The sequence below is a fragment of the Halobellus sp. H-GB7 genome, assembly GCF_030848585.1.
In the GTDB taxonomy this organism is placed as follows: Archaea; Halobacteriota; Halobacteria; order Halobacteriales; family Haloferacaceae; genus Haloquadratum; species Haloquadratum inordinatus.
On the sequence record NZ_JAVDDW010000015.1, the window covers coordinates 1 to 22,803 of the forward strand.

The 22,803-nt window shown below is 66.6% G+C and carries 19 protein-coding genes; 9 read left to right on the top strand and 10 right to left on the bottom strand.

The window, feature by feature from the left end:
* Positions 1-884 precede the first annotated feature (884 nt).
* Entirely contained in the window at positions 885-1,217 is a 333-nt protein-coding gene (locus RBH22_RS16665; RefSeq protein ID WP_256546221.1) for a non-histone chromosomal MC1 family protein, read from the bottom strand.
* A gap of 298 nt (positions 1,218-1,515) precedes the next feature.
* Between RBH22_RS16665 and RBH22_RS16670 the strand changes: the two genes are divergently transcribed.
* Together RBH22_RS16670 and RBH22_RS16675 are read left to right on the top strand one after the other, a co-directional pair.
* The gene (locus RBH22_RS16670) at positions 1,516-1,713 is read left to right on the top strand and encodes a hypothetical protein (protein ID WP_121560175.1); all 198 of its coding nucleotides are present in this window, start codon (positions 1,516-1,518) and stop codon (positions 1,711-1,713) included.
* Positions 1,714-1,794: 81 nt separating this feature from the next.
* Entirely contained in the window at positions 1,795-2,853 is a 1,059-nt protein-coding gene (locus RBH22_RS16675) for a quinone-dependent dihydroorotate dehydrogenase (protein ID WP_306678460.1), read from the top strand.
* Between the two features lie 113 nt (positions 2,854-2,966).
* On the opposite strand, the gene RBH22_RS16680 is transcribed toward RBH22_RS16675, so the two are convergent.
* The 3 genes from RBH22_RS16680 to RBH22_RS16690 are packed head-to-tail and all read right to left on the bottom strand — an operon-like array spanning position 2,967 to position 8,921.
* Positions 2,967-5,597 (bottom strand): valine--tRNA ligase, encoded by a 2,631-nt coding sequence (locus RBH22_RS16680; RefSeq protein ID WP_306678395.1) that lies wholly within the window; start codon positions 5,595-5,597, stop codon positions 2,967-2,969.
* Positions 5,598-5,640: 43 nt separating this feature from the next.
* Positions 5,641-7,386 carry a phenylalanine--tRNA ligase subunit beta gene (gene pheT / locus RBH22_RS16685; protein WP_306678397.1) on the bottom strand — a complete coding sequence of 582 codons (1,746 nt, stop codon included), beginning with the start codon at positions 7,384-7,386 and terminating at the stop codon, positions 5,641-5,643.
* Positions 7,386-8,921: a phenylalanine--tRNA ligase subunit alpha gene (locus RBH22_RS16690; RefSeq protein WP_306678399.1), complete on the bottom strand. Its 1,536-nt coding sequence runs from the start codon at positions 8,919-8,921 to the stop codon at positions 7,386-7,388. Before RBH22_RS16690 ends, pheT begins: the two co-directional genes overlap by 1 nt.
* A 390-nt stretch (positions 8,922-9,311) precedes the next feature.
* On the opposite strand from RBH22_RS16690, the gene RBH22_RS16695 reads away from it, so the two are divergent.
* Complete coding sequence (locus RBH22_RS16695; RefSeq protein ID WP_256288430.1) at positions 9,312-9,599, top strand: amphi-Trp domain-containing protein; 288 nt, start codon at positions 9,312-9,314, stop codon at positions 9,597-9,599.
* Between the two features lie 16 nt (positions 9,600-9,615).
* Here RBH22_RS16695 and RBH22_RS16700 read toward each other — a convergent pair whose 3' ends face one another.
* The 3 genes from RBH22_RS16700 to RBH22_RS16710 all read right to left on the bottom strand — a co-directional run bounded on the left by RBH22_RS16700 (position 9,616) and on the right by RBH22_RS16710 (position 13,203).
* Positions 9,616-11,265, bottom strand: coding sequence for a tryptophan--tRNA ligase (locus RBH22_RS16700; RefSeq protein ID WP_306678401.1), 1,650 nt, complete (start codon positions 11,263-11,265; stop codon positions 9,616-9,618).
* Positions 11,262-12,377 (bottom strand): tRNA-intron lyase, encoded by a 1,116-nt coding sequence (gene endA / locus RBH22_RS16705; protein WP_306678403.1) that lies wholly within the window; start codon positions 12,375-12,377, stop codon positions 11,262-11,264. The genes RBH22_RS16700 and endA overlap by 4 nt, the downstream gene beginning before the upstream one ends.
* 85 nt (positions 12,378-12,462) lie before the next feature.
* On the bottom strand, positions 12,463-13,203 hold the full coding sequence (locus tag RBH22_RS16710) for an endonuclease NucS domain-containing protein (RefSeq protein WP_256288433.1): 741 nt from the start codon (positions 13,201-13,203) through the stop codon (positions 12,463-12,465).
* Positions 13,204-13,278: 75 nt separating this feature from the next.
* Between RBH22_RS16710 and RBH22_RS16715 the strand changes: the two genes are divergently transcribed.
* Entirely contained in the window at positions 13,279-13,929 is a 651-nt protein-coding gene (locus RBH22_RS16715) for an HAD family phosphatase (protein ID WP_306678405.1), read from the top strand.
* A 51-nt stretch (positions 13,930-13,980) separates the two neighbouring features.
* On the opposite strand, the gene RBH22_RS16720 is transcribed toward RBH22_RS16715, so the two are convergent.
* A complete protein-coding gene (locus RBH22_RS16720) occupies positions 13,981-16,320 on the bottom strand; it encodes a DEAD/DEAH box helicase (protein ID WP_306678407.1) in 2,340 nt (779 codons plus the stop codon).
* A 179-nt stretch (positions 16,321-16,499) separates the two neighbouring features.
* Complete coding sequence (locus RBH22_RS16725) at positions 16,500-16,844, bottom strand: 2Fe-2S iron-sulfur cluster-binding protein (RefSeq protein WP_256288436.1); 345 nt, start codon at positions 16,842-16,844, stop codon at positions 16,500-16,502.
* On the opposite strand from RBH22_RS16725, the gene lipA reads away from it, so the two are divergent.
* The 4 genes from lipA to RBH22_RS16745 all read left to right on the top strand — a co-directional run bounded on the left by lipA (position 16,786) and on the right by RBH22_RS16745 (position 20,327).
* Positions 16,786-17,907 (top strand): lipoyl synthase, encoded by a 1,122-nt coding sequence (lipA, locus tag RBH22_RS16730; RefSeq protein ID WP_256288437.1) that lies wholly within the window; start codon positions 16,786-16,788, stop codon positions 17,905-17,907. The two genes, RBH22_RS16725 and lipA, sit on opposite strands and share 59 nt — an antisense overlap.
* A 74-nt stretch (positions 17,908-17,981) precedes the next feature.
* Positions 17,982-18,884, top strand: coding sequence for a hypothetical protein (locus RBH22_RS16735; protein ID WP_306678411.1), 903 nt, complete (start codon positions 17,982-17,984; stop codon positions 18,882-18,884).
* A gap of 76 nt (positions 18,885-18,960) precedes the next feature.
* Positions 18,961-19,182 (top strand): hypothetical protein, encoded by a 222-nt coding sequence (locus RBH22_RS16740; protein WP_306678413.1) that lies wholly within the window; start codon positions 18,961-18,963, stop codon positions 19,180-19,182.
* Positions 19,183-19,286: 104 nt separating this feature from the next.
* A complete protein-coding gene (locus RBH22_RS16745) occupies positions 19,287-20,327 on the top strand; it encodes a DNA cytosine methyltransferase (RefSeq protein WP_306678415.1) in 1,041 nt (346 codons plus the stop codon).
* Between the two features lie 8 nt (positions 20,328-20,335).
* Here RBH22_RS16745 and serB read toward each other — a convergent pair whose 3' ends face one another.
* Entirely contained in the window at positions 20,336-20,986 is a 651-nt protein-coding gene (gene serB, locus RBH22_RS16750; protein ID WP_306678417.1) for a phosphoserine phosphatase SerB, read from the bottom strand.
* Between the two features lie 131 nt (positions 20,987-21,117).
* Here serB and serA point away from each other — a divergent pair, with 131 nt between their 5' ends.
* Entirely contained in the window at positions 21,118-22,725 is a 1,608-nt protein-coding gene (serA, locus tag RBH22_RS16755; RefSeq protein ID WP_306678419.1) for a phosphoglycerate dehydrogenase, read from the top strand.
* Positions 22,726-22,803: the final 78 nt, after the last annotated feature.

Here is a 22,803-nt window from a genome sequence, read left to right on the forward strand (position 1 = left end):
CCCCATAGTGGGGGAGGGGTGTGGCGGGATTTCCCTCTCGGAGAGAGGGAGATCACCATATATCATTGCGTGGTCCGTTCGTGGTTCAGTGGACACCAGACAGGTGTCACCGAACCATCAAGGCTAACATCAGATTCCATCTGTACGGCGGACCGCAGGGGTGGAATCCTCATCTCTTGCGGACATAAGCGTACGTTGGACGAAGCCATAAAGGCTCCGATCCGTCTCGCTGCCGGCCGAAGCCGGCGTGTCCGAGTGGGCGCGGGGTTGAACCGCACCCAGTCGCGGTGTGTCGTTCGCATTCATCCGAAACGGACTTGCACACTTAAGCCCGTCGTATCGTCCTCGGCTCGCGTTCGAGCCGAAGACCAAACGGGGGCGTGCAAATCCGATCCGTCGTAGATCCCGTCCGGGGTGACCCGGGCGGGCTTCCGCGTATTTCTACGAATGCCGGGTAAATATAAAAGGCCGTCGAACCGTCCCCGCCTCGTTATGCGATTTCACACCGAACCAGGTAATGAATATTCGGACAGCCGGGATCGCAATAGCTCACCGTCGTAGATGGAATGACCAGCCGGCGGGACAGTGGTACGCGCGCTACGTGCACGCGGAGAGATACACGAGAATACGAGTGAGACGTATAGCGCGGTCGGAGGCCGACACGTCATCCCACGCGTCGCGCGTGCGGTCGGGTCGGATGATAACCGCGCGCGAGAGACTCACCACGGGACGGACAAAGCGGTGTCGGATAGCAAAAAATGGACCAGGAGACGAGAGAGCGAGGAGTGGACGCGAAAGAGAGGACGGACCGGCCCATCACGGAGTGCCGAAGGACGGTTCCAACGGCCCGGAAGCGGACATCGCGCGAGCGCGACGCGCGGTAGTTACTTTTCGATGTGTTCGATGCCCTGTTTCGAGACGTTGCCTCGCGTGACTGTCGAGACCTCGTTCTGTTTCATCCACCCTGGCTTGTCGTTCGGCGCGGTGTCGTGCCACGCCCACGCGTGATAGACGTGTACCCGATCGGTGCCCCGTTCGAGCAGTCGGATTTCGGTGGGGTGCTCTTTCGCCTCGTCTTCGGATTCGTAGGACTCGTATCCCTCGAGGCGACGGGCTGCCTTGAGTGCCGCCTGCCGCGGCATCCGGCCGGTGAACTGTTTGGTCTTCTCGCCGTCGTCGAGCATTACGAAATTCCGTTTACCGTCCTCGCGTACCATCGCTGTGTACCTCTATGTCAAGGAAGCGCATAGTCTGGCATAAATATATCGGCAAAAATCGACTGCAGCGGCGGGGTCAAGGGGTAGTTGGCGACGTCAGCGTCCGGGCGATCGTCGTTCGTGCCGGAGACAGACAGACGATTACGGCGGCAACCGCGTCTTCAGAACGGGTCGAGCGCGCGTACGAGCGAAAAATCGTCGTCAGACGCGCGCCGGCGCCTCCATTTGGAGTAATTGAAGCAAGGCGTAAACAACACTTATGTATATCCTGCAGCGAACCAACGCCTAGACAGCTCCGATGGTTCGGAAAAAGAAGCTCAGCCCGAGTGGCGCGAAAGACGAACACGGCGAGTACCACAACGTCCACGTGAACCTCCACGAAGACGAACTCGCCGTGGCCGGGATGGAGATCGGCGACGAGGTGTTCGTTCGCGTCCGAGACGGCAAGATCATCATTCAGAAGGCCGACCCCGACGCGGTCGAGCACGACTTCTGAACGCGCGATGAGCCGAGGCACCGACCGGTCGACACGAAAGTGCCGACGAGACGGCAACGCGCGACACGTGAGAAGATCGTGATACGCTCGGCGTACCGCGCTCTCAGGCCGGCCCTCTTCTCGCTCCCCGCGGAGACCGCACACCGTGCAGTACACCGCGGACTCGCGACAGTCCAACACACGCCAGTCGAGACGCTCCTCCGGGACCGACTCGTCGTCGACGACGACCGGCTCGCAGTCGACGCCTTCGGGCAATCCTTCGCGAACCCGATCGGCGTCGCGGCGGGCTTCGACAAGAACGCCGAACTGCCGTCAGTGCTCGGTGCGCTCGGCTTCGGCCACGTGGAGGTCGGCGGCGTCACTGCGCGCGCACAGCCGGGCAACCCACGCCCGCGAATGTTCCGTCTCGTCGAAGACCGGGCCATCATCAACCGGATGGGTCTCAACAACGAGGGCGCAGACGCCGTCGGCGAGCGCCTGCGGACGAGCCCCGATCCCGGGATCCCCGTAGGCGTCAACGTCGCGCTCTCGGAGGTAACAGACGCCGCGGACGCGCCGGAAGATTACCGCTACACCTACGAGCAGGTCGCCGACGTGGCCGACTACCTCGCGGTCAACGTCTCCTGTCCGAACAGCGAGGGGATGCGCGAGCTACAGAACCGCGACTCACTGGAGGCGATCCTCGGCGGGCTCGTCGACGCCGGCGCGTCGCCGCTGCTCGTGAAGCTTTCGCCCGATCTCCCCGAGCCAGCGATCGAAGACGCGCTCGCGGTCGTCGACGACTTCGACCTCGACGGCGTCATCGCGACCAACACGACGACCGACCGGCCGACGGGGCTCCACAGCCCGAAACGCGCCGAGAAGGGCGGACTCTCGGGCGCGCCGATCGAGCACCGCGCGACCGAGATGGTCCGCTTCGTCGCCGAACGGACGGACGTTCCCGTCGTGGGCGTCGGTGGCGTCTCCGACGCCGCGGGCGCGTACGCGAAGATCCGTGCGGGCGCGAGCCTCGTCCAGCTGTACACCGGACTCGTCTACGAGGGACCGACACTCGCACGCGACATCAACGAGGGACTGCTCACGTTACTCGAACGTGACGGCTTCGACAGCGTCGAGGACGCGGTCGGCGCAGATCTCTGATAGGGATTATCGTCACTGTTCGGAGATTCTCGCCGTACCGTCCGGCGAGACATCTATGCAGACTTACGATAACCCCTATGAGAAGGAACCGAAAAGCGACGGCGGGCGCGGCGTTAGGCTTCTTCGTGGACGATCACGATCGCATCGCCCGCCTCGACCATCTCGCCCTCGCCTAGGTACTGCCGCTCTTCTTCGATCTCGAACATCTCGGGCTCCAGTTCGACGCCCGCGACGTGGAGTTCGCCGTCGACGGTCTCGTACTCGCCCGCTTCGAGCGCGTCGTCGATCGCTGAGACCTGACTCCCGAACTCGGGGCCGACAAGCGAGTAGTCGAGGTCGACGCCCGTGACGACCGATTCGACCGCCGGACGCTCCTCGAGCGTCTCTAACTCCTCGACGTGCATCACGCTGGAGATGTCGGCCTCGAAGCCGGAGACGTCGCCCCAGACTTCGACGCGGTCGAGTTCGGCGTTCATCGACAGTTTCGCGTCGCTCTTGTACTTCCGGAGCGCGCCGACGACTTCCATCGCCGTCTCGCCGGCCTCGAAGTCGGCGTCGACACCGAGCGGTTCGGGCCAGCCGCTGTGGTGCACGCTCTCGCCGTCGTCGTACATATCGTGCCACAGCTCCTCGGTCGCGTGCGCGAGGATCGGCGAGAAAAGCTTCAGGAAGCGTCGGTGCGCGACTTCGAGGGTGTACGCCGCGGAGGCGTCCCCGCCCTCGCGGACGCGCTGCTTTGCGATCTCCAGGTAGTCGTCACAGAACGTGTGCCAGAAGAAGCCGCGGAGGCCGTCGCGGGCCTTCGAGAACTCCCGGCTCTCGAACCGGCCGGTCAGCCGCTCGATCTCGCGGTCCAGCGAGGCGAGCAGCCAGCGATCGAGTTGGGTGAGATCCTCGTGGTCGAACTCCGCGGGCGCGTCCTCGGTGAGGCTCTCGACGAGTTTCGAGGCGTTCCAGAGCTTCCGGAGCAGTTTCTCGCCGGCGCGGAGGCCCTTCTCGGAGTACGGCAGGTCGTCGCCGACGGCCGATCCGGCGGCCCAGTAGCGCGCGGCGTCGACGGGGAACTTCGAGACGACCTCGTCGGGCGCGACGACGTTGCCCTTCGACTTCGACATCTTCTCGCGGTTCTCGTCGAGGACCATCCCGTTGATCATCACGCTGTCGAACGGCACCTCGCCGGTGTGTTCGTAGCACTTGACGACGGTGTGGAAGAGCCAAAACGAGATGATGTCGTGGCCCTGCGGGCGGAGGTCGAACTGGTAGAGTTCGGGGTTCTCGAAAGTGAACTCCTCTCGTTCCGCGTCCCAGTCCCAGCCGGCGTTGATCAGCGGCGTGAGCGACGACGTCGCCCACGTGTCGAAGACGTCGTCCTCGGGGACGAACTCGTCGTGACCGCACTCCGGACAGGCGTCGACCGGCGGCTCGTCGCTGAGCGGGTCGACCGGCAGGTTCTCTTTCTCGGCTAACACGACGTGTTCGCACGCCTCGCAGTACCAGACCGGGAACGGGATGCCCGAGGAACGCTGCCGGGAGATCGACCAGTCCCACTGGAGCCCCTCGATCCAGTTTTTGTACCTGGTGAACATCTTCTCGGGGTACCAGTCCATCTCTCGGCCCGCTTCGAGGTACTCGTCGGTCTTATCGAGCAGTTCGACGTACCACTGATCTTTGACGAGGAACTCGACGCTCGTCCCGCAGCGCTCGTGGACGTTCACCGTGTGGGTGATCGCCCGGCGGTCGAGGAGCGCGCCGTCCTCCTCGAGGTCGTCGACGATCTCCTCGCGCGCCTCTTCGGAGGAGAGCCCGGCGTACTCGCCCGCGACGTCGGTCAGCGTGCCCGACTCGTCGATAGCGAGCCGGAGATCCAGATCGTGCGCCTGGTACCACTCGATGTCGGTCTGGTCGCCGAACGTACAGCACATCACGATCCCCGAGCCAGTCTCTAGGTCGACCCGCTCGTCTTCGAGGATCGGCACTTCCTGATCGAACAGCGGCACGCGCGCTTCCTCGCCGACGAGGTACTGGTTCTCGTCGTCGTCGGGGTGGACGAAGACCGCGACGCAGGCCGGCAGGAGTTCGGGACGCGTCGTCGAGATGGTGAACGTCTCGTCGGCGTCGATCGAGTCGCTCTCGACGACCTCGAAGGCGATGTCGTGGAAGTGACTCGGCTGTTCGTCGTCTTCGGTCTCGACCTGCGAGATCGCCGTCTCACACTCGGGACACCAGATCGCCGGCGCGCGCTGGCGGTACTCGCGACCCTGCTCGTAGAGGTCGATAAACGAGAGCTGAGAGATCCGCTGGGTCTTCGGCGAGATCGTCTGGTAGGTCTGATTCCAGTCGATGGAGATGCCGAGGCTCTGCATCTTCTCGGTGAACTCGGCCTCGTACTGCTCACAGACCTCCTGGGTCATCCGCTGGAACTCGCGGCGCTCGTAGTCCTGGTGGCGGACGTCGAGTTCGTCTTCGGCGAGTCGCTCGGAGGCGATGCCGTTGTCGTCGTAGCCGAACGGGAAGTAGACGTCCTTGCCGCGCATCCGGTTGAACCGAGCGACGAAGTCCTGCAGCGTGAAGCCGTAGACGTGGCCCCAGTGCAGACTCCCGGATACCGTCGGCGGCGGCGAGTCGATAGAGAAGGCGGTGTCGGGGTTCTCTACGTCACCCTCGTACGCGTAGGTCTCGTCGTCGACCCACCTGTCTTGCCACTTCGCCTCGACGGTGTCCGGGTCGTATTCTCCGCTCGGCATTATCGGGCGAAAATACCGGCGGGAGGGCTGTTAAGTTACTCGATTACGCGGACGCGAGCGCCGACAGATCGAACTCGAAGGCCGCGACCGGGAGTTCCAGGTCGTGTTCGACCAGAACCGAGGGGTGGAGTTCGCCCACGACGCCGACCGCGTCGCCGTCGATCACGACGGACGCGGCGCGGCCGTCGATGAACGAGGGGTGCTCGGTCGGCGGCGTCTCCAGGTCGACGTCGAAGTCGCCGCAGATCGCCTGCAGCCGGGCCTTCGCGTCCTCGTAGGTCGCGTCGTGGCGCGCGAGCACGCCAGCGACGTGTCGCCGCTCGCGGACGCGCGTGTTGACGTCGTCGTCGCGCTCGGCCACGAGGCCGACTTCCGCGAGGTCCTGCGGGTACGCGCGGTGCGTGTTGTTCTCTAAGACCATCACGAGCGAGGGCAGCGCCCACTGACGGAGGATCGTGTAGTCCTCGCTGTAAGGTTCGGTGATCTCGACGGGGTCGCCGCCGCCGAGGTAGTCGGTTCCGGGCTCGACGTTCATCCGGTCGTACGTCTCGTCCTCGCTGGACATATGGAAGTTCAGGAGGTCCTCGAAGCCGAGGCCGGTCAGGGCGTTCCGGGTGGCGGCTTCGAGCCGGGAGCGCTCGTGGCGACCGCCGACGGTCCCGATGTCGGGATAGCGCGGTTCGAGTTCGTCGAAGCCGTACGCGCGGCCGACGTCGTCGACCAGATCGAGCGGGTGGAGCACGTCAGTTCGGTACGGCGGGATCGACACCTCATAGACCGTCTCGGCGTCTGCGGCCTCGTCGGAAGCGTCCGCGTCGTCCGCGACGACCGCGTCGAGTCCGGAGCGCTCGAACAGGTCGATCACCTCTGCCGTCTCGAATTCGACGCCGAGCATCGTCTCGATCCGGTCGTGCGTGACAGACTTCGTGTCGACCTCGAAGTCCGGGCGGACGAGCGTGCGGTCGGCGTACTCGATCTCGACGTCCTCGATCGTCGCACCGCGGGCCGACAGCGCGTAGCAGATGATGTTGCACATCCGATCGATCGTCCACTGATCGGTGCCGGTGAGTTCGACCAGCAGCTCCCGGGAGTCCGTCGACACCTCGGTCCGGCGGCCGTTGATGACCGGCGGGAACGAGAACAGGCCGAGTTCGTCGTAGATCGCGGGATAGCGGTCGTAGTCGGCGATGAGATCCGCGTACGTCTCGCCTGTCGGGTGTTCTTCGAGGACCGCCGCGGGCGTCATCTCGCGGTCGCTATCGAGCGGGACGAAGGTGTCGCCCTCGGGGTCGATGCCGGTGTAGGTGATCGAGTTGCCGCCGCTGTCCTCTGAGAGCACCTCGCCTTTGATCATCGTCAGGTCGTGGATCCCGATCGCGCCCTTCGCGCGCTTGCGACCCATCGTGGCGTGGAGTTTCTCCTGCAACTGGATCAGCGAATCTAACCCCGCTTCGTCGAGGTCGACGCCGCGGATGATCGCGCCCGTGACGTACGGCCGCTCGTCGGGGACGTCCTCGTCGACGACGAACGTGTAGTCCGCGTCGTTCGTGTCGGGCACGCGGACCCCGCGGTCGTCGCCGTACTGGTATCGCAGCGAGCGGGCGACGCCCTCGACGGAGAGCCGATCGAGGCGGTCGGGGCCGAACTCGAACTGCAGGAGTCCGTCCTCGGTCTCGCCCTCGAACTCCAAGCCGAGGCCGAACAGGTCGGATTTGAGGTCTTCGTCGCCCTTCTCCTCGTGGCCGGTCAGTTCCCGAAGTTCGTCGGGATCGATGTCGACGACAGGCATCAGTAGGTCACCTCCGCGTCGCGGAGGAATTCAAGGTCTGCGAGCGTTCCGTGCAGATCGCGGATGTCTTCGGCACCAGTGGTCAGCATCGCGAGGCGTTCGAGGGCGAGCCCCCACGCCATCACGTCGTGTTCGACGCCGAGCGGTTCGAGCACCTCGTCGCGGAACATCCCCGAGTTCCCGATCTCGATGAGCTCGCCGGTCGTCGGGTGCCGCCCGAACAGCTCGAAGGAGGGCTCGGTGTAGGGGTTGTAGTGCGGTTTGAACTGCACGTCGGTGATGCCGAACTGCTCGTAGAACTCGACGAACGTCCCCATCAGATCCCTGACCGAGAGGTTCTCGGCCATCACCCAGCCCTCGATCTGGAAGAACTCGAGCAGGTGCGTCGCATCGAGGGTGTCGTTGCGGTACACCTTCTCGACGGAGAAGTACCGCTGGGGCGGTTCGAGTTCGCCCACTTCGGTCCCGGAGAGATAGCGCATCGACAGCGACGTGGTGTGTCCGCGCAGCGCGACGGCGCGCGCGAAGTCCTCGGACCACGGCGAGTGGTAGCCGTCGCCGTCCTCGCCGACGCCCTCGCGGTGGGCGTGTTCGACGCGGTCGACGAGGTCCTCTGGGATATCGGCGATCGGGGGGACGTCGAGCGCGAAGCGGTCCCAGTGGGTCCGTGCGGGGTGGTCCTGCGGCATAAACAGACAGTCGTTGATCCAGAAGTCGGCGTCGGCGTGGGGGCCGTCCATCTCCTGGAAGCCCATCCCGACGAGGACGTCTTTCACGCGCTCGGCCGTCTGTCGGAGCACGTGCGTCTTGCCGCCGCGGACCTCGGGCGCGTCGGCCTCGACGTTGTACTCGGTGAACTCGACGTCTTGCCACTCGCCGGAGGTGAGCATCTCGGGCGTGAGACGGTCGACCGCCTCGGTCGCTTCGACGCCTTCCATCAGCGCCGTGACGCCCGCATCCGTGAGCGTGGCCGTCCGGACGGTCCGCTCGTGGCGTTCGAGGAGGTTCCGCGAGACCAACTGATCGAGGACGTCGTCGTCGTCGACGTCGGCGAGGGCCGCGTCGGAGTCGTCTTCGTCGTCGACGGCAGCGAGCGCGGCGAGTGCGGCCGCTTCGGGGTCGTCCTCGGCGTCGGCGTCGCCGTCGGCCGAGAGTTCGCCGCTCTCGATGGAGCCGTAGCCCTTGCGGCCGAAGTTGGCGAGGGCGATGTCGACTTCCGGGCCGTCGAGGTCGGCCGCGCCGATGGTCCGACCCATCTGTACCGGGTCGTCGTCGGCGCCGGCTTCGATCGCGGCGCGGTACAGGCGCACTTCGGGGAGGCCGGCGTCGATGTACTCGCGGCCCTCCGCGGTCAGTTCGTACTCGACCGTCTCGCGCTCGGTGACGTCGAGGAGCCCGTCGTCACGGAGTTCGAAGACGGCTTGCGTCGCCGTCTCGGGCTTCAGTCCCGCCTCGTCGGCGAGTCGTTCGATCGGCGTCTCGTCTGTCGCGCTCGCGGCGTTCAACACCGCGACCTGTGGTTCGGGAAGTTTCATTCTGTGTTCGATGTGGATGATCGGGGCCGCAGGTCGGTCGTTGTCGCGTCTACCGACCGGCCGCCAGTTAGCAGTTCCGAAGACCGCAGACGCTCGCGCGTCTGCACCGGACCGATTCGAGCGGTTTCGCCGCCGTCGCGAGCGCCGTCGGTGCCGGCGCGTGGGTCGGCGGGTCCGCCGCTCTCAGGCGGGCCGGAAGAAGAAGACGGACCCGTCGCTGTCGATCGATTCCACGTCGACACTGCGTTCGGGACTGCAGGGTCCGTATCGCATACCCGAACTCACTCTATCGGCGATCAAAACGATTGCGGATTCGTGCGAATAGGTGCCACGGCAGGGTGTGGCGGCGGCGACAGCATCCTTATCTCCCGAGGCGGCGAAAAGGGAGATATGCCCGAAGAAGTCCTCTTCAAATCCGAAAGCGCACAGGGCCGAGAGTCGATCGCAACGTACCTACGCGACGTCGCCGACAAACTCGATGCTGGAGACGCGATCACGCTGACAGCCGGCGGTCAGTCTGTGACACTCGAACCACCGGCGAAGCCGACGTTCGAGGTGAAAGCCGAGCGCGAAGGCCCCACAGAGGGGCCGGGCGAACTGAGCATCGAGTTCGAGATCGAGTGGGACGAAGGTGCGAGCGGCGAGGACGGCGAGGACGGCGACTTGACGATCGAGTAGAACGAGCGCCCCGAACTCACTCGTCGCCGGGGGCGACGCCGCGGCGTGACGACGTCAGGGAGATGTCGAGGTCGTCGAGGAGGTCCTCGACTTCCTCGCGCTTCTCCTGGTGGTCTTCGAGGAACTCGCGCATCAGTTCCGCAGCTTGTTCCTTACAGCCGCCGCAGAGGCGCTCTCCGCCGACGCACTCGTCGTAGACCTCCTTCGCAAAGTCGTCGTCGTCGCCCGCGAGCAGATAGGCGTACAGTTCGTAGACGGGACACTCGTCGGCCTTGCCGCCGAGTTCGCGCTGTTTCTCTGCGGTCTCGCGACCGCCGGTCGTCGCCGCCTTCACCTTGTCGTAGCCCTCCTCGGGGTCGTCGAGGAGAGAGATGTGCGACGCCGGGATCGACGAGGACATCTTCCCGCCCGTGAGCCCGGTCATAAAGCGGTGGTAGATCGACGAGGGCGGGACGAAGCCGTAGCCGCCGTGGTCGAGTTCGATCTCGCGCGCGAGTTCTTCGGCGTCGGCGACGTCGAGGTCGAAGGCGTCGACGTGCTCCTCGTACCGCCGTTTCTCGCCGTCGATCGCTTCGATCAGCCCTTCGAAGGCCGCCTCGGTCGCGTTGGCGTCGAGGAAGCGGACGCGGGGACGGAGCGGCTCCATCCCGGCGTTGTTCAGTTTTTCCACTGCTGACTCGCGGACGTCGTCGCCGACGACGACACCGAGGTCGTCGAGGTCCGCGTGGGCAGCGAGCCACGCGCCTGCCTCCTCGCAGCGGGGGCGGTCGGGCTCTTCGGCGTACTGCTCGCGTTCGTCGTAGACGGCCGCCACGAGCGCCCGCTCGGCGTCGGTGAGCTCGAAGCTCGCGTACGCCTCGGTCACCTTGAAGAAGCGCATCCGCGCCGCGAGATCGCGGGCGAATCGGACGTGCGGGTCCTGGTCGGGGCCGACTGGGATGACGGTCGGCTTCGGCTCCTCTAACTGCGGATAGAGGATGTCGGCCATCTGCGTGACGACCGACTGCATATGCGAGACGTTGGTCTCGCCGTCGAAGCCGTAGATGCCCTGGAACTCCGAGAAGTTCGCCTTCGAGCCGAGTTCGAAGGCGAGATCCTGCAGCTCGCGGTTGTCGGACTGCCGGTAGATTTCACCCTCCTCGGGGTCGAAGCCGAGCGCGAGCAGGCTCAGGAGGTAATCGCGCGCGTGCTCGTCGATCTCCGACCAGGTCATCCCGCGGGCGGCGTGTGCCTCCAGGTCGGCGATCAGGCCGTAGGCGTCTGCGCCCTGCTGTTGGTGCCAGATGATCTCGTCGAAGACGAGCTTGTGGCCGATGTGGGGGTCGCCAGTCGGCATAAAGCCCGAGAGCACGGCCGCGTCCTCGCCCTCGCGGAGCGCGCGGGCGACGGGCTCGTAGTCGCGGTGCCCGAAGATGACGCCCCGCCGCATCAGATAGTGGGGGTTCGGCACCTCGGGGAGCACGTCGTCGAACTCCCCGATGCCGAACTCCTCGAAGAGCTTTCGGTAGTCGGAGACGGTCGAAGAGCCCCACGGATCGAGCGCGACGTCGTCTGCGCCGGCCGCGGCGTCGTCGGTGCCGCCGTCCGTCAGTCGCTTTTCGTCCTCCCGCGCGCTCTCATCAGGGGCGCGGTCGTCACTGTCGCGGGCGTCGTGGTCTCGTGTCATGGGGTGAGTCGGGCTACCGAGAGCCAGTCTATCTCGCCGTTGGCCGCGGTGAGCGCAAAAACCATTCGCTTCCGGACCCCGCCGGCGAGTCTGACGTCGAGCGAGAGGTCCCGCGGGTAGAAGGTGTGGTCGGGCGCGACGACGCGCACGAGGTCCGTCGAGTGACTCAGCGAGTCGACGTCGGTGAACTCCTCGTAGACGCGGAAGTCCGCGCCGAACTTGAAGCCGCTCTTGGGGACGACGCCGCGGTCCCGCAGGGCGGCGTACGCGCGCAGGCGGCGGTCGAACCGCTCGCCCTCGACGTCGCGGCCGAGGTCGACGACGGCCGCGGGGTCGACGTCGACGACGCCGCGCTGGGCGAGATACGCGCCCTCGACGAGCGACAGTTGGAGCGGCCCCGAGTCGGCGTTCCGGCCGAACAGCCGCTGACCGTAGAAGTTCCCCTCGTAGAGGTCCTCGGCGGTCGCATAGCAGACCACGCGGTCGTCGAGCAGATCGGCGTCGACGGCTGCGGGGAGTCCAGTATCGGAAGTGTCGGCACCCTCCTCACTGCCGGCGCCGGACCCGTCTGCGGCCTCCGCTGCTCCCTCGCCGATCGTCGGATCGGCGTCGGTCTCGAAGTACGTCAGTTCGCCGTCCTCGTCGACGACCGCGAGGACGACGCCCCCGAGCGACGCTGCGCGGACCGCTTCGCGCTCGCCCGCGACGCGGATCCGGTAGGCGACCGCGTCGTCCCACGGCCCCTTGCCGCGCGGATAGACGACGAAATCGACGTCGCTGTCGGCGGCCGCGACGTCCGCGTCGACGCCCGGCCACGCCTCGCGGGTGGGCGAGAGATAGAAGCCGCGGTCCCGCAGGTCCTTGTAGACCGCAAAGCGCAGCGTCGCGCCCGTCCGAACGAGGAACTCGCGGAACCCCAGCCGGTCGCCGTCGCGCTCGGACTCGTCGACGACGGCGTCGAGGTCATCCCGCGAGAGGAGGTGCGCCGCCTCGACGGGCGCCAGTTCGATGCGGTTGCGGTCGAGCGGGCGACCGTACCCGCGGGCGTCGTAGAACCGCTGTCTGGCGTCGCCGCCGACGCGAACCACGCCGTCGACCAGTGTCCCATCCATACACGCATCGGCGGTCGGCGACGACAAAGGGGCTGCGATCACCGGGTGCTGGAGTGGGGTTTCAAAACGAGCACACGGCGGCGTATCACGCCTCAAACGCGTCGCACGTCGCGTCCAGACAGCGCCGACCGCGCGCGGTCTCGAAGACCGGCAGCCCGCAGTCGCACTCGTCGACGACGACCCCGGCCGGAATAGCGAAGGCGGTATCGCAGTCGGGGTAGGCGTCACAGCCGGCGAGGAGGCGACCGCCGCGGCGGATGATCCGAAGGTCCGACCCGCAGTCCGGACACGTCCACTCCCGGTCGAACCGCTCGCGGACGGCGTCGTCCAGCGACTCACAGGAGCGGTCGAGGCAGATCTCGAAGACCTCGCCCGCCTCCGCGCGGATCTTCGGGAGGCCGCACGCGTCGCACGTCTCCTGGAGGACGGTCGCGCCGGCGGGCAGCGGATAGCGGAGGTCGGAGTCGAGACCGACGACGTCGCCGCTAGTGCGGACGAGCGGCTCGCCCGTGTCGGGGTGCGATCCGACGGGGACGCCGGCCTCGGTAACGGGATACTCGGCCTCCCCCGAGCGCTCGTGGGCGACGACGCGGAGGACCTGCTCGCCGGCGCGCGCGACGAGGCCGAAGCCGCCGGCGTCGGTCTCGACGGTCAGCGAGTCGGGGCGCGTCAGCCACGCCACGGGCTGGTAGCCGTCGGCGTCGTGGACGAGAACTGTTCGGTCGGGCTTGACGACGATGACGACGCGGCCGCGTTGCGTGCGGGCGCGAGCACCCTCGAAGGTCGTCGTACAGTCGCCGGCGAAGACGCGAATCGTCTCGGACATACGACGGGCGTGGTCCCGTCATCGGTGATAGACCCTCCCACGAAGGTCTTTGCACCAAGGGCTGTGAGGGGGTGTATGGACGTGCCCGACGGCGCGGTGTTGTTCGATATGGACGGGGTGTTGGTCGACTCCGAGACGTACTGGCACCGCTTCGAGGACGAGTGGGTCTTCGCGGCGGCCCTCGCGGACGGGTCACCCGCCCACGAGGAGGTGACGGGGATGCCCTACGACGAGATCTACGACTACCTCGACGAGCGGTACGGGACAGTCGTGACGAAAGACGAGTTCGTCGCGAAGTACGAGGAGCGCGCGGAGTCGATGTACGGCGAGCAGGTGGAGTTGGCCGACGGGATCCCAGAACTGTTCGACGCGCTACGGGCCGTCGGTCGGGCGATCGCGATCGTCTCCTCCGCGCCGCGGGCGTGGATCAATATCGTTCGCGAGCGGTTCGACCTCGGCCCGCTCGATCTGGTGTTGAGCGCCGAGGAGATAGACGAGCACGGCAAGCCCGAACCGCACATCTACGAGCGCGCCGCCGAGCGACTCGGGGTCGACCCCAGCGAGTGTGTCGTCGTCGAGGACTCGCTCAACGGCATCGAGGCCGCCGTCCGCGCGGGTGCGTTCACCGTCGCGTTCCGAGCGGCGCACAACGCCGACCTGGATCTCTCGCGTGCCGACGTCGTCGTCGAGGGGACCGCGGAACTGCGCGACGTCCTGCTGGGTTGAGGGCGTCAGTCGGGCCTGCTGGGTCGAGCGCGTCGTTCGCGTCCCTCGCGCCTATTCGATCTCGACGGTTCGACTCGCAGTGACGGGGTGAAGCGGCTCTCCGGGGAACGTCACCTCGACGGTGAAGTCGAGTTCGTCGGCGTTCGCGCCGAAGACGCCGACGGGGACCGTCAGCGAGTCCGAGAGGTACGCCTCCTTCGTCGTCATCTCGACGTCGTTGACCGTCACGCGGATCCCGACCGCCGCGCCGCCGCCCGCGTTGCGGACGGTGACGTCGCACATCTCGTTCGCCCCGGGCGCGATGCTATCGGGGAGGGAGCCCCACGAGACGTCGATCGCGGGGAACGAGCGGGCGTTCTCGACGATGCGGTCTGCGACCCCGGCAGAGAGTCCCGCTCGCTGGAGTTCCTCGGCGCCGGCGTCGACGACGTCCGCCGGGCTGTGGAGGCCGCCCGTCGCGAGCGTCCGCGCGCGGTTCGGGCCGATCCCGTCGACCGCAGTGAGGCCGACGGCGTCCCGGGGGACGCCGTGTTCGACGCGGGACTCGACGCGCCGCGCGAGGTTGGCCGCCCGCGGGCCGGCGAACTCCGCGAGGAACTCCCGGAGCGCCGAGAGAAGCCGCAGCGCGTTCTGTCTGATGATCCACGCGTCAGAGCGCAGATCGGCGGGCGTGCTGTTTTGCATCCCGGCGTGGAGAATCGCGAGCACCTTTCGGGGGCCGTCCTCCAGCCCAGTCGAGACGTCCGAGAGCACGGCGTCGACGGCGTCGGCCTCCGACTGGCGCGCGGAGACCGAGTGGAACTCCTCGGCACCGGCGACGGTCTCTAAGATGCCGTCCGCAGAGATCGTCTCGCGCTCACAGAGGTCGTGGAAGCGCTCTGCGGTCTCCAGTCGGAGGTAGTACTTCGAGGCGAGGCGACCGAGCGGGGTCCCGTTCACCGAGAGGTCCTCGCCCATCTGGACGAAGCCGCGGGCGACGAGCGATTCGAGCGTCTCGCGCACGCGCTCACGGAGGTTCTCGAAGTCGTACTGCTCGGGTTGCGACTGCGCCCGCCGATAGTAGAAGGTCGTCTCCAGCCACGAGATGACGTCGTCGAGGTCGCGGATGGTTCCCATCGCGATCTCGGCGTTGAGGTGCGAATCGAGGTCTTCGGCCAGCCGCGACTCGATCTCTTTGCCTTCTCGGAGGAGCTGCCGGTACTTGTCGGCGTCCGAGCGGTCGCAGACGACCCAGCCGTAGCCCACGTCGTCGTAGCCTGGGCGGCCCGCGCGGCCGAGCATCTGGAGGATGTCGAGCGGCGAGATGTCGACTTCGCCCTCCAGCGGGTCGTGGTACTTGGTGTCGCGGATGACGACGCAGCGCGCGGGGAGGTTCACGCCCCACGCGAGCGTCGACGTCGAGAAGAGCAGTTGGATTTTGCCCTCTTTGAACCACTCCTCGACCCGGTCGCGGTCGCCCTTCGAGAGGCCGGCGTGGTGGAATCCGACGCCGTCCGGGGCGGCCTTCGCGAGCGCGTCGTCGTCTAACTCCTTCGCGTCGGTGTGGAAGTCGTAGTCGCCGCGCGCGCCCATCGGGACGTCGCGCTTTGCGATCTCGTCGCGCGATTTGCCCGCCGCGCGCACGGCGTCCTGCCGCGAGGAGACGAACACGAGCGCCTGGCCGTCGTCGCGGATGTGTTCCTCCGCGAGGTCCAGCGCCGTGTAGAGGCGGCGGTACTTGTCCGCGAAGGCGTTGTCGCCGTGAGTGTACGTCCGCACGCCCGCGTGGAGGTCGACGGGGCGGTACTCGTCGCCGAACTCGAAGGTCGTCTCCGGCGGCGCATCCAGCCACGCCGCGACGTCCTCGATGTTCGGCATCGTCGCCGAGAGCGCGACGACCCGGGGGTCGCAGATCCGGCGGAGGCGCGAAACGGTCACTTCGAGGACGCCGCCGCGGGTGTCCGAATCCAGCAGATGCACCTCGTCGATGACACAGCAGTCGACGTCGGTGATGAACGAGTAGCGCGCGGAGTCGTGCTTTCGCGTCGCGGAGTCGGTCTTCTCCGGCGTCATCACGAGGATGTCGGCGCGCTCGGCACGGCGAGGGTTCAGGTCCCGTTCGCCGGTGACGACGTAGACCGAGTAGCCCAGTTCCTCGAAGCGTTCCCACTCCGACTCCTTCTCGTTGGTGAGCGCGCGCAGCGGCGCGATAAAGAGCGCCGTCCCGCCGTCGTCGAGGGTGCGACAGATGGCGAGTTCGGCGAGCGCGGTCTTCCCGCTCGCCGTCGGCGCGGCCGCGACGACGTTCTCGTCGCTGTCGAGGATGGCGGGCGCGGCCTCCCGCTGCATCCGGTTGAACTCGTCGAATCCGAAGGCGTCCGCGAACTCCGGGACGACGTCTGCGACCTTCACGCGCCGCACCTCCGAACGGGCGAGGCGGCGGCACCCGTCGGGACGCGGTGAGTCGAGGAGGAAATCCGAGCGAGACGAGTCATACGCGGTACGCGGACCTCCGGCGGCAAAGTCGTTTCTCCATCCGGGCGGGTCGCGGTGGTTCTCCATCCGGGCGAGATGCCGCCCCGCGTCTCGATTCAGCCCCGGGAACGGAACGGCAGCACCTGCCCCCAGACGTACTTGTCCAAGAGCCTGACCGTCATCGGTTCCTCGACCGTGAGACAGCAGGAGAGCCGCGGGTAGCCGAATCGGACCGCCGCGGCGTCGTGCCAGTGGGTCGGGTCCGGAGCCGGGTCGACCTCGACGGTGCAGGTCGCACACAGCCCCCGGCCGCCGCAGTTGGCGCGTTTCGAGACCGTGCCGTAGACGGGAAAGCCGCGGTCGAGCAGCGCCTCGCGGAGGTTCGCGCCGCGTTCGACCTCGATGGTCGTCGTGTCGTCACCGTCGACGACTGTCAGCGGCACGGTCTCGGTCTCGGGCATACAGGCTGGTTCGGCCGCGAGACACCTGACTCTGCTGGCGGACTCACAGAAGCAGAGGCGAGACCGGCTGGTGGATCGAGCGCGTCGAAACAACCCGCAGGCTTTTGCTCGGCGACACAAAGAAAGCGGTATGAGCGGCAGGCGGAAGCCCGACTGGCTGAAGATGCGTCCGCCGTCGGGGCGGCAGTTCACGGACATCAAGGACACCCTCCGGGACCGAGACCTCCACACGGTCTGTGAGGAGGCGAACTGTCCGAACCTCGGCGAGTGCTGGAGCGGCCGCAACGGGCCGGGGACGGCGACGTTTATGCTGATGGGCGATCGCTGCTCGCGCGGCTGTAACTTCTGCGACGTCGAGACCGGCGGGATGGACGCGCTCGATCCCGAGGAGCCGGCGAACGTCGCCGACGCCGTCGCCGAAATCGGGCTGGACTACGTCGTGCTCACCTCCGTCGACCGCGACGATCTGCCGGATCAGGGTGCGAGCCACTTCGCGCGGACGATCCGCGAGATCAAAGACCGCGATCCGGGCATCCTCGTCGAGGTTCTCATCCCCGACTTCCAGGGCGACCCCGACCTCGTTCGAGAGATCATCGAGGCTGGCCCGGACGTGATCGCGCACAACATCGAGACCGTCGAGCGACTCCAGTGGCCCGTTCGGGACCGCCGCGCCGGCTACGAGCAGTCGCTGGCGGTGCTCGAACAGGTCTCGAAGGAGTCCGACGTCTACACGAAGACGAGCATTATGCTCGGCCTCGGCGAGTACGACCACGAGATCTATCAGACGCTCTCGGACCTGCGGGAGGCGGACGTCGACGTCGTCACGCTCGGGCAGTACCTCCAGCCCTCGCGGTCGCATCTCGACGTCTTCGAGTACGTCCACCCCGACGCCTTCGAGACGTGGCGGCGCGTCGCCGAGGACGAACTCGACTTCCTGTACTGCGCGTCGGGCCCGATGGTCCGCTCGTCGTACAAGGCGGGCGAACTGTTCGTCGACGCCGTGTTGCGGGACGGCAAGAGCGTCGAGGCGGCCCGTCGGGAAGCCCGCGCCGCGGGCGGCTGACGGGGACGCGTCGAGCAGCACCGAACGGCGCCGATTCCCGTACTGCTTTGACCCCGGGCGAGTGAATCGAACGTATGCCCGGAATGGACGAGAAGACCGCAGAGCTGATTCTGTCGATACGGGAGGACGCCGAGCGGACGGCGTTGCTCGCCGAGCTCGCCGACGGCGGCGACACGGCGGAGGTCGGCGAGAGTGCCGACACCGAGTCGTTGCTCTCGGCGTTCGCCGACGAGGGAATCGTCGAGATAGAGGGCTCGACGTACGAACTCACGGACTTCGGCGAGCGCGTCTTCGAGTACGCCACGCGGGATTGGAACCCCTCGAACGAGGGGACGAAGCGCGCGGCGACGTTCGAGACGCTCTCGGACTGCGAGTGGCACTGTTCGGCGTGTGAACTTCCGAGTTCCCAGCCCGCGAAGGACATCCAGATGCTCCGCAAGGAGGGCTTCGAGTTCGTCCAGAACACCGGTCAGGGGCAGGGCGATTACCGACACTGCGAGACCTGCGAGAACACGACGTTTCACCGAAAGCTCAAGTACCCGTTCCCGACGCAGAAGTCGATCACGCGGCAGGATATGCCCGACTCGTTCAAGCGGCGCGTCCGCGACCTCTACGACCACCGCGACGCGTTCGACGGCTCCTCGCCGAGCACGACGCTGGAAGTCGACCACCGCGTCCCCGAGGTCCGGTGGGACGAATCCGAGAGCTTCGATTACGAGTCGATGAGCGACGAGGACGTCCGCGAGCACTTCCAGATCCTCTCGCGGAAGCACAACCTCCTCAAGAGCCGGAAGTGCGAGGCCTGCGTCGAGAGCGGCAAGCGCCCGACGTTCTTCGAGATCGACTACTACTACGAGGGCGGCGAGGAGTACGACGAGGACGTCGGCTGCGTCGGTTGTGGCTGGTACAACCCCCACGAGTGGCGGGTCGCGCTGCAGGAAGAACTGGACGGAGACGGCAGTGAGACACCGAGCTAGAGGCGCCCTCGCACGTGCGTCGCTGCGAAAAGAGTTATAATCGGCTGCGGCCCTACTGGCTCAACTGAGAAGGGCCGTGTCTGCACAGATCACAGACGGGACGCTGAAGCTGGTTCAGCGCGTGATCGAACTGAACTGCGACGGCGAGTTGATCGTAGCGATGTCCGCCACGGACGTCGCACGGGCCTTAGAGGGGAGCGGTCTCTCCGAATCCGACGTCGAGCGGGCGCTGACGGAGTTAGTCCGTCAGGGCGAACTCGAAACGGTCGAAGGGGGCTATTGCCTCACCGAGACGTGATCGTCGTCGGGCGCGTCCGTCAGGCGCGAAGTGAGCGCGAGCGTCCGCAGCGCGCGCCCCGCGACTGTTAAATACGGTCGGAAACGAACACCGAGCGACCTCGAATGTCGGATCCCGATCCCGGTCAGTCGTCGATCACGGTGCTCGATCTGTTCTGCGGAGGCGGCGGTCTCTCTGAGGGCTTTCTGCAAGCGGGCTACGACGTCGTCGCCGGCGTCGACGCCAACGAAGACTTCCTCGCGACCTACGAAGCGAACCACGAGGACGCGCTCGCGATCCAGGCGGACCTCTCCGAAGTGGACCCCGAGTCGTTCTTCGAGACGCACCCGGTCGATCCGGACGCGATCGACGTGATCATCGGCGGGCCGCCGTGTAAGGGATTCAGCATCGCGGGCCACCGCGACCCCGACGACGAGCGCAACTACCTCGTCGGAAACTTCATCGACTTCGTCGAGTTCGTCCAGCCCGAGGCGTTCGTGATGGAGAACGTCCCCGGCATCAAGTCGATGGAGGGCGGCGACACCCTTCGCTCGATCCTGGAGGGATTCGAGCGCGCGGGCTACGAGAAGCCGGCCTACGAGACGCTGAACGCCGCCGACTACGGCGTCCCCCAGAAGCGCCGCCGCGTGATCTTCCAGGGGCGGCGCGACGGATCGATTCCGACGTATCCAGAGCGGACGCACGGCCCCTCGAAGCAGGCGACGCTCACCGGCAGACAGCTCGAACCGTACCTGACCGTCGAGGACGCGCTCTTAGAGAAGGACGTCGCGGACCTGCCGAACCACGAGAAGACGAACCACTCCGCGGAGATGGTCGAGCGGATCGGAGACGTCGAACCGGGCGACAGCCTCTATGAGAGCTACGGCGACAGTTGGCGCCGACTGCGCCGCGACGAGCCCTCGATCACGATCAAAGAGAACCACAACGCCCCGTTCGTCCACCCCGAGGAGGACCGAGTCGGGACCGTCCGCGAGTGTGCGATCCTGCAGACGTTCCCCGACGACTACGTCTTCCAGGGGCCGAAGAGCACGCAGTTGAAAGTCGTCGGCAACGCCGTCCCGCCGAAACTGGCGAAGGCCGTCGCGGAGGCGCTCGCCGACGACCTCGAGGCGATGGGCGCCGCCGCTATCGCTGACGCAGAGTGAGGTGACTCTTACTCCTGCTCGCGCCGCAGGACGCTGTATCCTTCGAGCACCTTGCCGAGTCGGTACATCGAAGCGACGACGGCGTCACACGAGGGTCGCACCGCGTCTTTCGGGATGTAGCCGACCGAGAGACCGGCGACTTCGAGCATCGGGAGGTCGTTCGCGCCGTCGCCGACTGCGATGGTGCGCGAGAGCGGGACGTCGAGGTCGGCCGCGAGCGATTCGAGCGCGTCGTCCTTCGTCCCGGTGATGAGCGGTCCCTCGACGTCACCCGTGAGGCGGCCACCCTCCATCGGGAGGCGGTTAGCGACGATGGTGTCGACCTCGACGCCCTCGCGCTCTAAGGCGCGCTCGACGCCGCGCTCGAAGCCGCCGGTCAGGATCGCGACGTGGTGTCCGGCGTCGCGGAGGCGCTTGATGAGGGCCGCCGCGCCCGGTCGGAGGCGGACCTCGCCGAAGGCCTCCTCGGCGTCTTCCTCCGAGAGGCCGTCGAGAAGCGACGCGCGCTCTTTGAGGCTCTCCGCGTAGGAGAGTTCGTCGTTCATCGCACGCTCTGTGATGTCTGCCATCCGGTCGGCGACGTCCATCCGCTCGCCGAGCAGCACCGTCATCTCGGAGTCCGAGAGCGTTCCGTCGAAGTCGAAGGCCACGAGTCGCATACGTGGGGCGTCGTCGGCGGACGGTTTTAAATCACCTATCCGGCGAACCCTAGACAGTCGGTAACAGGCCACAGGTGGCCGTTTGCGCCGATGAAGAAACGTTTAACCACGAACCCGAGGTGGGTTAGGATATGAAGGTGCTTATTACGGATCCGATCGACGACGCGGGCCTCGAACGGCTTCGCGAATCGGGTCACGACGTAGAGACAGCCTACGATGTGGAAGGCCAAGCGCTGCTGGACGCGGTCGCGGACGCCAACGCGCTCGTCGTCCGCTCCGGGACCGAGGTGACCGAGGAAGTCTTCGACGCCGCACCGGACCTCGTCATCGTCGGCCGCGCCGGCATCGGCGTCGACAACATCGACATCGACGCCGCGACCGACCACGGCGTCATCGTCGCGAACGCCCCCGAGGGGAACGTCCGCGCGGCCGCAGAGCACACCGTCGCGATGTCGTTCGCCGCCGCGCGCTCGATCCCGCAGGCGCACGCACGGCTGAAAGCCGGCGAGTGGGCCAAGAGCGACTACCTCGGCACGGAACTCAACGGCAAGACGCTGGGCATCGTCGGCCTCGGCCGCGTCGGCCAGGAGGTCGCAAAGCGCCTCGACGGTCTCGGGATGAACCTCGTCGCCTACGACCCCTACATCAGCGAGGAGCGCGCCGACCGGCTCGGCGCCGAACTCGTCGAGTTCGAGGCGTGTTTAGAGCAGGCGGACTTCCTCACCGTCCACACGCCGCTGACGCCCGAGACGGAAGGGATGATCTCGACCGACGAACTCGAGCTGATGGGCGGCGGCTTCCTCGTCAACTGCGCCCGCGGCGGCGTCGTCGACGAAGAGGCGCTCGCTGAGGCCGTCGACGACGGCGTCCTCGACGGCGCCGCAGTCGACGTCTTCGCGAACGAGCCGATCTCGGAGGGGCACCCGCTCTTGTCCGTCGACGACGTCGTCGTCACGCCGCACCTCGGCGCGTCCACCGAAGCGGCACAGGAGAACGTCGCGACGTCGATCGCCGACCAGATCGACGCGGCGTTCGCGGGCGAGCCCGTGATGAACGCGCTGAACGCGCCGTCGGTCGACGAGAGCGTCTTCCCGCGCATCCAGCCGTACATCGGCCTCGCCGAGACGGCCGGCAAGATCGGCGCCCAACTGCTCGACGGTCGGATCTCCGAGGTCGAGGTCGCCTACGAGGGTGACATCGCCGAGGAGGACGTCGAACTCGTCACCGCATCGGGGCTGAAAGGCGTCTTCGAACCGCTGGAGTGGCAGGTCAACGCCGTCAACGCGCCGCAGATCGCCGAGGAGCGCGGCATCGACGTGACCGAGTCCAAGCGCCTCCAGTCGGACGACTTCCAGAGCCTCGTAACCGTCAGCGTCGGCAACGAGGACGAGACCCTCAGCGTCTCCGGGACGCTGTTCGCGGGCGACGACCCGCGCATCGTCCGGATCGACGGCTACCGCGTCGACGCGATCCCCCACGGGAAGATGCTCGTCGCACGCAACGCCGACAAGCCGGGCGTCATCGGCTTCATCGGCTCCGTGCTCGGCGAACACGACATCAACATTGCAGGGATGTTCAACGCCCGTCGCGACGACCGCGGCGGCGAGGCACTCACCGTTTACAACCTCGACGACCCGGTCCCCGACGAAGTCGTAGAGCGGATTCTCGCCGACGACCGGATGATCGCCGTCAAGTACCTCACGCTCAACGGCGAAGACGACGAAGGCGAAGACGAGTAATACTGCCGGACAGAAGTTCGTGAATGATGTTGGCACCCACGGGGTGCCGATGATTTTCACATCGTTCTGTCCGACAGT

What these genes read in the sequence shown, in the direction of transcription:
- RBH22_RS16690 (WP_306678399.1), bottom strand. Translation starts at nt 8,921, where the DNA reads ATGAAACTTCCCGAACCACAGGTCGCGGTGTTGAACGCCGCGAGCGCG.
- RBH22_RS16695 (WP_256288430.1), top strand. Translation starts at nt 9,312, where the DNA reads ATGCCCGAAGAAGTCCTCTTCAAATCCGAAAGCGCACAGGGCCGAGAG.
- RBH22_RS16745 (WP_306678415.1), top strand. Translation starts at nt 19,287, where the DNA reads ATGTCGGATCCCGATCCCGGTCAGTCGTCGATCACGGTGCTCGATCTG.
- RBH22_RS16665 (WP_256546221.1), bottom strand. Translation starts at nt 1,217, where the DNA reads ATGGTACGCGAGGACGGTAAACGGAATTTCGTAATGCTCGACGACGGC.
- serA (WP_306678419.1), top strand. Translation starts at nt 21,118, where the DNA reads ATGAAGGTGCTTATTACGGATCCGATCGACGACGCGGGCCTCGAACGG.
- lipA (WP_256288437.1), top strand. Translation starts at nt 16,786, where the DNA reads ATGGTCGTCGTGTCGTCACCGTCGACGACTGTCAGCGGCACGGTCTCG.
- endA (WP_306678403.1), bottom strand. Translation starts at nt 12,377, where the DNA reads ATGGATGGGACACTGGTCGACGGCGTGGTTCGCGTCGGCGGCGACGCC.
- RBH22_RS16670 (WP_121560175.1), top strand. Translation starts at nt 1,516, where the DNA reads ATGGTTCGGAAAAAGAAGCTCAGCCCGAGTGGCGCGAAAGACGAACAC.
- RBH22_RS16725 (WP_256288436.1), bottom strand. Translation starts at nt 16,844, where the DNA reads ATGCCCGAGACCGAGACCGTGCCGCTGACAGTCGTCGACGGTGACGAC.
- serB (WP_306678417.1), bottom strand. Translation starts at nt 20,986, where the DNA reads ATGCGACTCGTGGCCTTCGACTTCGACGGAACGCTCTCGGACTCCGAG.
- RBH22_RS16735 (WP_306678411.1), top strand. Translation starts at nt 17,982, where the DNA reads ATGCCCGGAATGGACGAGAAGACCGCAGAGCTGATTCTGTCGATACGG.
- RBH22_RS16715 (WP_306678405.1), top strand. Translation starts at nt 13,279, where the DNA reads ATGGACGTGCCCGACGGCGCGGTGTTGTTCGATATGGACGGGGTGTTG.
- RBH22_RS16680 (WP_306678395.1), bottom strand. Translation starts at nt 5,597, where the DNA reads ATGCCGAGCGGAGAATACGACCCGGACACCGTCGAGGCGAAGTGGCAA.
- RBH22_RS16710 (WP_256288433.1), bottom strand. Translation starts at nt 13,203, where the DNA reads ATGTCCGAGACGATTCGCGTCTTCGCCGGCGACTGTACGACGACCTTC.
- pheT (WP_306678397.1), bottom strand. Translation starts at nt 7,386, where the DNA reads ATGCCTGTCGTCGACATCGATCCCGACGAACTTCGGGAACTGACCGGC.
- RBH22_RS16700 (WP_306678401.1), bottom strand. Translation starts at nt 11,265, where the DNA reads ATGACACGAGACCACGACGCCCGCGACAGTGACGACCGCGCCCCTGAT.